Raw genomic sequence first — 12628 nt, 5'->3', positions numbered from 1 at the left:
CAAATACGAGTGTCGAGAAAACAATGGGTGCACAAGCATCGCAAATTGCGAGTAACTTTGCCAATCAAATTGATGGAGAACAATATAAAAAGTTCAATACTATTTTAGAAGAGGATGATCTCTATTGGGAGTTAAGAGATCAACTAAATGATTTAAAAGAGAAAAATGGTGTTTTATATGCTTATACTTTTTCCATTCCAGAGCCAGGAAAGAATCCAACCTTTTTGGTTTATGCAGCACCACGTGATGAAGATCCTGCGCTAGTCGGAACTATAGGTCTAGAGTCTACTGGCACCTCCGGGAAGGAAATTCAAGAAGCAATTGAGAAGGGCTCTTTATTTACTAATATTCAGAGTGATGGAGAATTTGGAGAATATATAACTGGATATGTACCGATTAAGGATGCATCAGGTAAAGCTATTGCGGTTCTTGGAGTAGATATTTCAGCTGATGTAGTACAAGGGATACAAAAAGATGTTTTGTCGTCTGTTCTTCCGATTGTGTTTTCTTTAATAATAGTAATCTGTCTTGTTGTATTGTACATAATCTATCGAAGTACATATAAAATACTGCACCCTCTTTCAGAATTAAAAGAGGCGACGACCAATTTTGCAAATGGGGATTTGAAAGGCGCAGAAGAGCAAGTATCGCAAATTCAATATAAGGCAAAAAACGAAATTGCAGATTTTGTTCAGGCATTTTCTACATCATTGTTACAGTTAAAGAAAACATTAAAGATGATGAAGGATTCTTCTATGGAAGTCAATGATTTTACATATCGAATCCAGGATACAATGAATAAAGTGCGTGTCTCAAATGATGCTATTGCTCAAAATATAACTAGCCTAGCCATTAATGGAGAGAAGCAACATATAAGTAATAATGAAGTGCTAAATGCTATGGAAGAAATGGCTGCAGGAATTCAACGTATGGCTGATTCTACAACATCTATGTCAAATTCATCTTTTGACATGACAAAGCTTGTGGAAAATAGTGTTTCAGATTCAGAAAAGGTTATTGAGAAAATCGAAACGGTAGAAAAATCTGTACTAAAAACGAGTGAGCATGTAGAAGAAATGGGCGAAAAGTATCGCTCAATTGAAGAAATGGTAAAGGTTATTACGAGCATCGCAGAACAAACAAATTTACTTGCATTAAATGCAGCAATCGAAGCGGCACGAGCAGGCGAGGCAGGTAAAGGCTTTGCAGTTGTAGCTGATGAAGTACGCAAGTTAGCGGAGATGTCACGATCTTCTGCAGAGGATATTCGTATGCAGCTTCAGAAATTTGAAGAGATTACAAGTCGTGTAACGGAGGAAATGAACCAATCTTCTGTATTGGCGAAAGAAGGAAATAGCGAGGTTCATACTATCGGAGAACGTTTAGAAATGATCCTACAAGCTGTGGTTAAGGTCAATGATGGAATTCAAGAAGACTCAGCTATTATTGAACAAATGTCAGCGAGCTCAGAAGAGGTGCTTGCATCGACAGAAGAGATGAATGGTGTTGTTCGTCAGAATACAGAAGATACAACGAGTGTTGCAAAATCATCTGACCAACAAGTAGAGCTAGTTGAAGAGTTAAATGATGAAGTATATAAACTTCAAGCTTCCATGCAAGAAATGATCCAGGATATTTCGAAATTTCGTATTTAATTATTTATTTATTACTTGTGATTTAACCAGTTAGCGTAAAAGTAGAGAATAAAGTAGTCTATATATCTGATAAATTTACACTGTTTTGAAAGGGTGTTGCCAGGATGTGAGAGCGACGAAGGAGCGACTCATCCTGCGGAGGCTCAAGCGTAACGTGCGGCAAGCGCACATCCGTGTTCTAGTCTTTAACGTGCGTTCACTAGTTTTTCTTTCTCTCTAATATTTTTCAAAGACTTGCATTTTAACTATTCAAAATAGTTGAAGTGCAAGTTCTTTTTTTCATGTTACTATTAGTAAAAAGAAATCAGGATGGGGGAATAGTAAATGAAACAAATTATTGCAATGGGTGGTGGAGGTTTCTCCATGGAGCCTGAAAATCCATTATTAGATCGATATATTTTGAAGCAATCCAAAAAGGATAGGCCAAAAATTTGTTTTATTGGTACGGCTAGCGGAGATGCAGATAGTTATATTGAACGTTTTTATAATTTTTTTCAAAATGAGGCATGTGAGCCTTCCCATTTATCGTTGTTTAAACCACATACCCGTGATATTAAGAAATTCATTCTCGACCAGGACATTCTCTATGTAGGGGGAGGTAACACGAAAAACCTCATGGCTCTTTGGAAAGAGTGGGAATTGGATATAATTATTCGAGAAGCATACAACAATGGAATTATTTTAGCTGGGATCAGTGCGGGGTCACTTTGTTGGTTTGAAGAAGGTACAACGGATTCCTTCGGGGACGAGCTTGAACCTATCTCATGTCTGGGTTTGATTTCTGGTAGTAATTGTCCACATTATGATGGGGAAGAAGATAGACGCCCTGTTTATCAAAAGTTTATCAATGAAGGCGTTATTGGTGCAGGATATGCAGCGGACGATGGGGTTGCTCTGCATTTTATAGATGAAAAATTATACTCTGTTGTAAGTTCTCGTCCACATGCTAGTGGATATCGTGTGGATAAGAACAAAGAAGAGAAGTTATCCACAACTTATTTAGGTTTTAAAAACTAGTTACAAAACATATTGAGGCGATATACTGATGGAATATATACAAAAAGGAACGAAAGAATATAAAAAAGTTAACTTTGCATTATTTGCAGCAGGGTTTATAACGTTTGCTAATTTATACATCACACAACCGATTCTTCCTGAATTTTCAAGAGAATTTCAGGTGTCACCAGCTGTGGCTAGTTTGTCCCTTTCATTTACTACATTTGCTTTAGCTATATGCCTTGTCATCTTCGGATCTCTTTCAGAAGCATGGGGACGTAAACGATTGATGACGATTTCCATCCTTGCGGCTTCTATTTTGACATTAATAATTGCGTTTTCTCCAAATTTTGAAGTGCTACTTGTATTACGAGTGATTCAAGGGGTTGCTTTTGCCGGACTTCCGGCAATTGCAATGGCTTATTTGGGGGAAGAAGTAGAGCCGGCTAGTCTAGGAGTTGCAATGGGACTTTATATAAGTGGAAATTCGATTGGCGGGCTAGCAGGTCGTATTATTATGGGGACGATGACAGATTTATTTAGCTGGAAAATTGGAATGGTTTTTCTTGGTTTATTAAGTCTAGCGATTAGCATTTATTTTGTCATTTCTTTACCAAATTCTCGACATTTTGAGCCAAGAAAGTTACAATTTAGAGCTTTAACTAATTCGCTTATAGCACATTTAAAAGATTCAAGTATGCTTTGTCTTTTTGGTATAGGCTTTACACTGATGGCGAGTTTTGTATCATTATATAATTACATCAGTTTTAAATTGCTAGGTCCTCCTTATTCACTTAGTACAACGATTGTCGGGTGGATTTTTATTATTTATTTGGTAGGAACATTCAGCTCCACATGGCTTGGTAGCCTAGCGGATCGATATGGTAGACAAAAAATGTTATTTGTTGGAATAGGCATTATGTTTGCTGGTGCTATCCTAACGATTAATGTTGGATTAACACTGAAAATTGTTGGCATTATTATATTTACTTTTGGATTTTTTGGAGCGCATTCCATCGCGAGTGGATGGGTGAGTAAAAGAGCGGAACATGATAAGGCACAAGCTTCTTCGCTTTATTTATTTTTCTATTATGTCGGCTCTAGTATTGGAGGTACTGCAGGCGGGATTTTTTGGTCCAAGTTTGGCTGGAACGGAGTCATAGGTTTAATAGCAAGTTTCCTTCTAATTTCGGTAATCTTATCCTTCTTTCTAAAATTTACGTTGAAAGAAGCTCAGAAATAAGTATCCTATTTCTGAGCTTCTTCTTTTTCTATTTGGTTTTCCACTTATTCATTTAATGGATGAACGAGCAATCTGATTTCATATAATCAAACATTAATTCTTCTTCAAAAACTCCACAAGATCCTGCTGATTTTCCGGTGGTACACCGTGACCATCGTTATATGTTTTAAAGGTAACCTTAGCACCGAGCCTTTCGAAATAATCCTTACTTTCAGCACCCCATTGGAAAGGAATAATGTAATCATAATCACCATGAGAAATAAAAATATCTAAATGATCAATAGATCTTTTGCTATATTCATTTTTTACAAAGTCCGGTATATAGCCACTCAAAGCAACAACACTATTCAATTCATTTCCCATAGTTAAAGCTAATGCTTGTGCTAGCACAGCACCTTGACTAAAGCCAAGTACAGAAATTTGGTTAGAATCCAACTCAAATTCTACAATTGTCTCGCGAATAAAAGATTGAATATAGACCAGTACTTTATCAAATACTTCTCGATTTGGTTTGCCCTCTTCTTCTATTGTAAAAAACGCGTACCCAGGGTTGAAAACAATTGGTCCGCGCAAGCTAAAAATATGATGTGTCTTTTCAAAGTCCTTCACTAGCTGAGGCAAATCCTCTTCATTACTTCCCATGCCGTGTAATAAAAACAAAGTTGGTTGATTTTTTTCTGCTACCTGTGGAGCGGTATATTTGTATGTAAAAGGTGAGTTCATTTATTTTTCGTCCCTTCAGGCTAAAGTAAATCCATTTTAACAAAAATAAAACACTTTGTATAAGTCATTCGACATTATACAAAGTGTAAAATCTATCCTTTAAAGTTTAAAGTGTTGTACAACTCCATTTAAATCTTCAGCTAACTTCGCAAGTTGTTCTGCGCTTTCAGCTACTTCTTCCATCGAACTACTAGCTTCTTCCGCGGTTGCGGCAGTTTGTTCTACTCCCGCTGCTGATTCTTCCGATATAGCTGCTATTTCTTCTATTGAACCATTCATCTCTTGGCTATTAGCTGCGATTTCAGATAAGTTATTAGAGATTGTTTGGACATTTTCAACCATTTCTAATACTAAAACATTGATATTGTTAATCGCTTCGCCTGTAGATTTAATTTGACCTGCGCCTTCTTCGACCTCATTATATCCACTCTGTAAGAAACTTTTTACTTCAATAAACTCTTCTTGTGTATTATTTACAATGGCCGTAATGTCAGTGACAGAATCATTTACTTGCTCTGCAAGCTTCCTTACTTCGTCTGCAACTACAGCAAATCCTTTTCCGTGTTCTCCAGCGCGTGCCGCTTCAATCGAAGCATTTAATGCTAAAAGATTGGTTTGCCCTGCAATATCACGTATCACGGTAACGAGATTAGCTATTTCTTTCGTGCGTTCCTCGAAACCTTGGAATTGTTGAACGGATTCTCTTATAATCTCATTTACTCTCTCCATCTGTTTATTAGAGGATTCCATCAAATGCTTGCCCTTGTTAGTCATCTGTAGAACTTCACTTGTTGAATGTTGGATTTTTTCTCCGTTTTCATTAGCTTCTATCACTCTAGAAACAAACGAATCCATTATGGAAGACAATTCTCCAGTGCTATTGGCTTGTGATTCTGTTCCAAAAGCCAACTCCTGCATGGTTGTAGCTATTTGTTCAGTACCTGCTTTCATTTCATTAGCAGATTGAGTTAGCTCTTCACTATGGCTCGACAATGTTTCTGAGCTACTAGATATACTTTTCATTGCATTTATTATACTACTTTGCATTTTATTCATTGCGTCTGCAAGCTGGCCAGTCTCATCTTTTGATTTCACTTGTATATGTCCTTGAGTCAAATCACCATGAGCAAGATGGTTCATATGTTCAGACACTTTCTTAATCGGTTTAGCAATACTATTAGCAAACAACCATATGATCAAGATACCAACAATTAATGTAATTCCAATTACTATAGAAATCATCTGTAAAATTTCATTAGCGGGTTGATTGAAATCCATCATAAAAGTACTTGCATTGACTACCCAACCCCAATAAGGATCGGTTTCAGAATAAGACACCTTTGTCTCTATCACTTTGTTGTTTGTTGGATGCGGCCATTCATAATAAACGAATCCACCACCATCATTCCCCATTTTAATTATTTCTTGAACAAATTTAACTCCGTTAGAATCTTCTGAGTCCCAAAGATTTTCACCTTCAGCGGTTGGATGAGCAAGTTCTAGTCCTTCACTATCCAAAACATACATGTATCCATGTTCACCTAAGCCGATATTTTTATTGATTGGACGTGTTCCATCTGGATTTACATCGCCTAGTATAGCTTTCTTAACTTTTTCCTGTGCTTCAATTAGTGACAAATCGCCTTTTTCTACGCTTTCATTTAATACACGTATCATTTCAAGGGTCATTTCTACGCTATTTTTTAGGTTCTGTTCTCCGATTTCATCTAAGCTGGAAGCACTCCTTTCATAACTAGCGATTCCAAGAACAATTAAAGGAATTACTAAAAGCAGGATGGAAATACTAATAAGTTTAAATTTAATGGAAGACATCCTTTTTATAATATTTTTAAAGTTCATTTTAAAACACCTTTCGTTTCTATTTCTTTGAAGTTATGTATTGGCTTCTGTCTCTATTGAATTACTTAAAGAAATGCAAGTGAACATTACCTTTTTACTACAATATTCCGATAATTAGGTATTTCGTATTATAAAGACAAAGTAAACAATATAATAAATATTGAAGTGTGTCAATAACTTGAGAATAATAATTTTCCTGTCATTAAAAAGAGGTTATGTAATCGTAAGTTTTAATAAAAATAAACAGGGGAACACTAATTAAAATTGATTTGTGAGGAAGACCTTTAAGGAGATGGATTAAATAATGAATTCAAATCAGATGCCTCGTGAAGAGGGTATAGATCATAGCCTAAGTTTTTTGAGAGAGGGTTATTTGTATATTCCTAATAGGAGAAAAAGTTTCTCCTCCAATGTTTATGAGACCCATTTATTAGGTCAAAAAGCAATTTGTATAGGGGGAAAGGAAGCAGCGGAGATTTTTTATGATGACGAAAAGTTTTTGCGAAATGGGGTTGCTCCAAAGCGTGTTCAAAAGACTTTATTTGGCGTTGGGGGAGTTCAGTCTTTAGATAACGAGGCTCATAGACACCGTAAAGAAATGTTTATGTCACTGATGACACCAGATAAGCTGGAGGAGTTAAAGAATATCACTAAAAAGCAATGGGAAAATGCAGTCAATAAGTGGGAACTAACAGACGAAGTAATACTTTACGAGGAAAGTAAAGAAATCCTGTGTAGAACTGCTTGTGAGTGGGCTGGAGTGCCTTTAAAGGAAGAGGAAGTAAAGGAACGAACAATACAATTAGGATTATTATTCGAATCACCAACTGCAATTGGGCCAAAGCATTGGAAAGGTCGGCATGCCCGCAAAAATCTGGAGGAATGGGTTGCGCAATTGATTGAACAGGTAAGAGAAGGACAGTTGAAGCCCAAGGAGGGTTCTGCTCTCCATACCATTTCCATTCATCAAGATCTAAAAGGCGAGCTATTAGATATAGAAATAGCTGCAGTGGAAGTAGTAAATATTATTAGACCAATTGTAGCAATTGCTATTTATATTAATTTTACAGCGTTAGCCATCCATCATCATCCCGAGGAAAGAGGTAAGTTGAAGGTAGCAAATAATCAATATGCGCAAATGTTTGTTCAGGAAGTTCGACGATATTACCCTTTTTTTCCTTTAGTAGCTGCCAAGGTGAAAAATGAATTTGTGTGGAATGGTTACACCTTCGAAAAAGGAACATTGACTCTGCTCGATTTGTATGGAACAAATCATGACGCTGAACTTTGGGATAATGCGGAGGTTTTCAATCCTGAAAGGTTTAGTAACTGGAAAGGAAGCCCATTTAACTTTATTCCACAAGGTGGCGGTGACTATTTGCTGGGACATCGTTGTGCAGGTGAGTTTGTTACGATTGAGGTAATGAAAGTTAGTTTAGATTATTTAGTTAACAAGTTGAAATATGATCTTCCAGAACAAGACTTAAGCTATAGCATGGTGAGTATGCCTAGCATTCCTCATAGTAAAATAATATTAACAAACGTTGAAAGAAATTAAACTTACCAAACGTTAGGGGAAAAACTGTGAAAGAATTTAAAGTGACTTACTTCTTTGAGGAAGACCATTATATTAGAAGGTTCATCCATATGGAATCACAAGAACAGGCAGAGGAATTGATTCAAAGTGAGCGAGATCAATATATATCCTTTCGAGATAGCAGGGGAATTTACCACGAGTTGAATACAAGTGATGTACGAGTCATTCAAATTTCTGAATATCATAGAATTGATAAAAGTAAAAAAAGTACCATGGAATAATAATCCTGGTACCTTTTTATTTAATTTATTTTTTCTTATTCCTTCTACCGAACAATTGAACGATTAGAACGCCTGAAATGGCAATTATTCCTCCGCTAATAGATAGAGGTGACGGTAATTCATGCAACCAGATCCAAGCTATGAAAATGGATAGTACGGGTTCTGCATAGAGCAAGCTGGAAACTGAACTTGCTTTGCTTTGAGACAATGCATATGCCCACGTAAGATATGCGATTGCCGTAGGGAAAATTCCTATATAAATGGATGACAAGTTAGCTTCAAGCGATGCATGCTGTATACCTTCTATAAGACCAGGAGCAAAAAATAGAAAAGGTAAAGTCCCTGCCCACGTAAAATACGCTGTTAATTCGATCGGGGTATATTTTGTTAATAAAGATTTTTGGAAAACAAAAAAGATGGAAGTAGCTAAAGCAGCTATAATCACTAAAAATACACCAGGAGAAATGTCAAAAGATGATTCCCCAGTTCCTAAGCCGATTATTGTAATACCGCTAAACCCGAACCCTAATCCTATCCATCCAAATGTCCCGATTCGTTCTTTTAACACAACTACAGCAATGATCGTAGTGAAAATAGGTGCTGAACCAATGAGCATACCGGCAGTACCAGCAGTGATAGTCAATTGACCGAATGTTACACAGACATGATAAATACTAATTCCAATCCAACCTAGAGCGAAAATGGGTAATATATCTTCTTTTTTAGGTAAACTAAATCTCATTTGAGGTATAAAAGCTAGAATAACAAATATAAAGGAAGCAATAATAAAACGAAATAATATCAAGTGACCAGCAGAGTAGCCTCCTTGAAGACTGGCGCTTATCGAAGCGAATGATGAGCTCCATATAAATACAGTAAATATTGCCAAGAGAAATGCTTTTTTATTCAATTTTCACACCTAACTTTCTGTGAATGTCCTATGAAGACTAACAATTGTACATGATACGGCTAACTGGCACTTCATGCAACAAAAAAAGAAAGTATATATAAAATGAAGTTTATATGTTGACATTATACCTAACGGGGTATATTATCGTGTTAAGAACATGACAAGAAGGTGATCATCTTTTTTGGAGGGAGGTAATTCTAATATGTCGTCTTATGATGCCAAAACGATTAATCGGATTAAGCGTATAGAAGGACAGCTACGAGGAATATTACGTATGATGGAAGAGGGGAAAGATTGTAAAGAAGTAGTTACTCAACTTTCAGCAGTTCGTTCAGCAGCGGACCGAACCATTGGTGTAATAGTAAGTAACAATCTATTAGAATGTGTACAAAACGCAGAAGGTAATTCTGATAAAGTAAATTCAGCAATTCAAGAAGCGATGAACCTAGTAGTTAAGAGCCGATAATATACGGCTTTTATTTTTAAAAGAAATAATACCCTAGTTGGTATTTTGGTGTCGAAAGCTTTAAAGGAGGTGAAGAAAATGGAATGGGTTTTTATTGTTGTAATTGTTGGTTTTTTTGCATGGAGACTGATGCCTTCAAAAGGCGTAAAAACAATCTCTACATCAGAGTTGAAAAATATGTTGAACGATCAAGATAAAGTATTTGTTGATGTGAGAACTCCTTCTGAGTATAAGGCACAAAATATACGACAATTCAAAAACATCCCACTTGGTTCATCGTTTGAAAAGTTGCCAAAGGATAAAGAAATTGTTGTTATTTGTCAGAGTGGTATGCGGAGCAATACTGCTTGCAAAAAATTAAAGATGCTAGGATACGAGCGCGTGACAAATGTCCGTGGGGGCATGAGTGCATGGCATTAAGAGGAGGAAATCAGATGAAAGAGATTACAGCAAAAGAAGTAGAACAAAAACTTGAAAATGGCGAAGACCTTCATATAATTGATGTTCGTGAAGTAGATGAAGTAGAGGCTGGTAAAATAGCTAATATTATTCATATTCCACTTGGTTTGTTAGAATTTCGTTTGCAAGAATTATCTAAATCAGAACAATATATTGTAGTTTGCCGTTCAGGTGGAAGAAGTGGTCGAGCAACCATGTTCTTAGAAAGTCAGGGTTACGATGTGACAAATATGATTGGAGGAATGCTAGCTTGGGAAGGTGAAGTTCGCTAAAAATTATTTTATCAAAAATAATACCCTTACAGGTATTTAGGGGGAGAAAAAGATGAAAGTAGACTATTCTTTAGACGCTAAGGGCTTGGCTTGTCCGATGCCTATTGTTAAAACTAAAAAAGCGATGAATGATTTGATAGATGGTCAAATAATCGAGGTAGTAGCAACGGATCGAGGGTCAAAAGCGGATATTGCAGCATGGTCTGAAACGGTCGGTCACCAATATCTTGGGACAGTTGAGGATGGGGATGTATTAAAGCATTATATCCGTAAGTGTTCCAACGAAACGGTTGTGGAAAAGTTACATGAACAAGTCATTCATTTGGACGAACTTTTAACAAAAGTTTCAGAGGGAGCTTTACTTTTAGATGTCCGAGAAGAAGCAGAATATGCTTTTGGGCATATCGAAGGCGCGAAATCGATTCCAATGGGCGAATTGGAGGAGCGGATAAACGAGCTAGAAAAAGATAAATCCATATATGTTATTTGCCGTACAGGTAAGCGTAGTGATTTAGCGGCACAAAAATTAGCGGATAATGGTTTTACAAATGTCTGGAACGTAATACCTGGTATGACCCAATGGAAAGGCGCTATTAAAAAATCAATTTAAATTTGGAGGAATAAACAATGTCAAATAAAGTAGCGATTATCGCAAGTAATGGTGGTCTATTCGACGCATATAAAGTATTTAATATAGCGACAGCTGCAGCTGCCACTGAAAAGGAAGTTACCATCTTCTTTACATTTGAAGGATTGAACTTGATTCACAACCAAGGTATGCAGGCACTACCTATGCCAGAAGGTCGTGAAGCTATTGCAGAAGGATTTGCAAAGTCCGATGTGCCAAGCATTCCGCAATTAGTTGAAATGGCTCAAGAACTTGGAGTGAAATTTATTGGTTGTCAAATGACAATGGATGTTATGGGATTAACGAAAGAAGATTTTGTAGATGGAATGGATGTTGGCGGAGCAGTGACCTTTTTAGAGTTCGCAAAAGACGCATCACCAACACTAACTTTTTAAAAGGGAGAGCACTTTAAAAATTTTTATTAAAAATAATACCTATGGGGGTAATTAAATGACTTTGAATAAATGGACAGCAGAACAAGTAGCAAAGAAAGTAATGAAGAACGAAAGATTATTTATTTTAGATGTTCGGAATGCTGATGCTTTTGCTGACTGGAAAATTGAAGGTCACAAATTTGAGTATTTAAATATTCCATACTTTGAATTATTGGATGGAGTAGAAGATATTTTACAGCAAATTCCTTCAGATACACCTTTATTAGTTGTTTGTGCAAAGGAAGGCTCATCTATAATGGTAGCAGAAATGCTTTCTGATGCAGGGCGTGATGCAGCATACTTAGAGGGTGGTATGAAAACGTGGAGCGAATATCTAGAACCAGTAAAAGTAAGTAATCTTGAAAATGGGGGAGAGCTTTACCAATTCGTAAGATTAGGTAAAGGGTGTCTTTCTTATATGATTATTTCAAATGGAGAAGCTGCAATTGTTGACGCAACACGGATGGTAGATGTATTTACAGATTTTGCAGCAAGTAAAAACGTGAAGATAACAAATGTATTTGACACTCACTTACATGCGGATCATATTTCTGGGGGACGTCATATTGCAGAAAAGACTGGTGCAACTTATTACTTGCCACCAAAAGATGCAGTGGAAGTTGTATTTGATTACACACCTTTAGAAAACGGAGTAGAGGTGAGAATTGGCGATAGTACGATTGCCATTCAATCCCTGTATTCACCTGGACACACAATTGGGTCAACATCATTTGTTGTAGATAATAAGTTTTTATTAACAGGAGATATCTTATTTATTGATTCCATAGGAAGACCTGATTTGGCGGGTCTTGCAGAGGACTGGGTAGGTGATCTCCGTGAAACTCTATATAGTCGTTATCGTGAGCTTTCAAATGAGTTAATCGTATTACCTGCACACTTTATGATTATCGATGAGTTAAACGAGGATGGTACAGTGGCAAAACGTTTAGGCGATTTGTTTGAAGAAAACCATGGTTTAAATATAACGGATGAAACAGAATTCCGTAGTATTGTTACGGATAATTTACCTCCTCAGCCAAATGCATACGAAGAAATTCGTCAAGTTAATATGGGGAAAATTGTCCCTTCAGGTGACGAACAAACAGAAATGGAAATCGGTCCAAACCGTTGTGCAGTACGGTAAAAATAAATAATTAAGGGAGA

General features: G+C 36.6%; 14 protein-coding genes. 11 read left to right on the top strand and 3 right to left on the bottom strand.

Going from position 1 to position 12628, the window contains the following annotated elements:
* Positions 1–1076: 1076 nt before the first annotated feature.
* From AM499_RS22430 to AM499_RS14200, 3 genes are all read left to right on the top strand, one after another.
* Complete coding sequence (locus tag AM499_RS22430) at positions 1077–1655, top strand: methyl-accepting chemotaxis protein (protein ID WP_442853796.1); 579 nt, start codon at positions 1077–1079, stop codon at positions 1653–1655.
* Positions 1656–1979: 324 nt separating this feature from the next.
* Entirely contained in the window at positions 1980–2672 is a 693-nt protein-coding gene (locus AM499_RS14205) for a Type 1 glutamine amidotransferase-like domain-containing protein (RefSeq protein WP_053590833.1), read from the top strand.
* A 28-nt stretch (positions 2673–2700) separates the two neighbouring features.
* A complete protein-coding gene (locus AM499_RS14200) occupies positions 2701–3894 on the top strand; it encodes an MFS transporter (protein WP_053590832.1) in 1194 nt (397 codons plus the stop codon).
* A gap of 93 nt (positions 3895–3987) precedes the next feature.
* Here AM499_RS14200 and AM499_RS14195 read toward each other — a convergent pair whose 3' ends face one another.
* Positions 3988–4617, bottom strand: coding sequence for an alpha/beta hydrolase (locus AM499_RS14195; RefSeq protein WP_053590831.1), 630 nt, complete (start codon positions 4615–4617; stop codon positions 3988–3990).
* A gap of 99 nt (positions 4618–4716) precedes the next feature.
* Entirely contained in the window at positions 4717–6477 is a 1761-nt protein-coding gene (locus AM499_RS14190; protein WP_053590830.1) for a methyl-accepting chemotaxis protein, read from the bottom strand.
* Between the two features lie 304 nt (positions 6478–6781).
* On the opposite strand from AM499_RS14190, the gene AM499_RS14185 reads away from it, so the two are divergent.
* Both AM499_RS14185 and AM499_RS14180 read left to right on the top strand, forming a co-directional pair.
* On the top strand, positions 6782–8035 hold the full coding sequence (locus AM499_RS14185) for a CYP152 family fatty-acid peroxygenase CypC (RefSeq protein ID WP_053590829.1): 1254 nt from the start codon (positions 6782–6784) through the stop codon (positions 8033–8035).
* A gap of 26 nt (positions 8036–8061) precedes the next feature.
* Positions 8062–8295, top strand: coding sequence for a hypothetical protein (locus AM499_RS14180; protein ID WP_053590828.1), 234 nt, complete (start codon positions 8062–8064; stop codon positions 8293–8295).
* A 25-nt stretch (positions 8296–8320) separates the two neighbouring features.
* Here AM499_RS14180 and AM499_RS14175 read toward each other — a convergent pair whose 3' ends face one another.
* Entirely contained in the window at positions 8321–9205 is an 885-nt protein-coding gene (locus AM499_RS14175; RefSeq protein WP_053590827.1) for a DMT family transporter, read from the bottom strand.
* Between the two features lie 202 nt (positions 9206–9407).
* On the opposite strand from AM499_RS14175, the gene AM499_RS14170 reads away from it, so the two are divergent.
* The 6 genes from AM499_RS14170 to AM499_RS14145 all read left to right on the top strand — a co-directional run bounded on the left by AM499_RS14170 (position 9408) and on the right by AM499_RS14145 (position 12608).
* Positions 9408–9671 (top strand): metal-sensitive transcriptional regulator, encoded by a 264-nt coding sequence (locus tag AM499_RS14170; RefSeq protein WP_053590826.1) that lies wholly within the window; start codon positions 9408–9410, stop codon positions 9669–9671.
* Positions 9672–9749: 78 nt separating this feature from the next.
* Positions 9750–10091, top strand: coding sequence for a rhodanese-like domain-containing protein (locus AM499_RS14165; protein WP_053590825.1), 342 nt, complete (start codon positions 9750–9752; stop codon positions 10089–10091).
* A gap of 14 nt (positions 10092–10105) precedes the next feature.
* Complete coding sequence (locus AM499_RS14160) at positions 10106–10402, top strand: rhodanese-like domain-containing protein (RefSeq protein ID WP_053592220.1); 297 nt, start codon at positions 10106–10108, stop codon at positions 10400–10402.
* Positions 10403–10454: 52 nt separating this feature from the next.
* Complete coding sequence (locus AM499_RS14155; RefSeq protein ID WP_053590824.1) at positions 10455–11012, top strand: sulfurtransferase TusA family protein; 558 nt, start codon at positions 10455–10457, stop codon at positions 11010–11012.
* A 17-nt stretch (positions 11013–11029) separates the two neighbouring features.
* Entirely contained in the window at positions 11030–11425 is a 396-nt protein-coding gene (locus tag AM499_RS14150; RefSeq protein WP_053590823.1) for a DsrE/DsrF/DrsH-like family protein, read from the top strand.
* 55 nt (positions 11426–11480) lie between these two features.
* On the top strand, positions 11481–12608 hold the full coding sequence (locus AM499_RS14145) for an MBL fold metallo-hydrolase (RefSeq protein WP_053590822.1): 1128 nt from the start codon (positions 11481–11483) through the stop codon (positions 12606–12608).
* The last annotated feature ends 20 nt before the right edge of the window (positions 12609–12628 follow it).

The sequence above is a fragment of the Bacillus sp. FJAT-22090 genome (genome assembly GCF_001278755.1).
Taxonomy (GTDB): Bacteria; Bacillota; Bacilli; order Bacillales_A; family Planococcaceae; genus Psychrobacillus.
The sequence above is the reverse complement of the archived record's forward strand: the minus strand, read 5'-3'. Positions and strand labels throughout refer to the sequence as shown.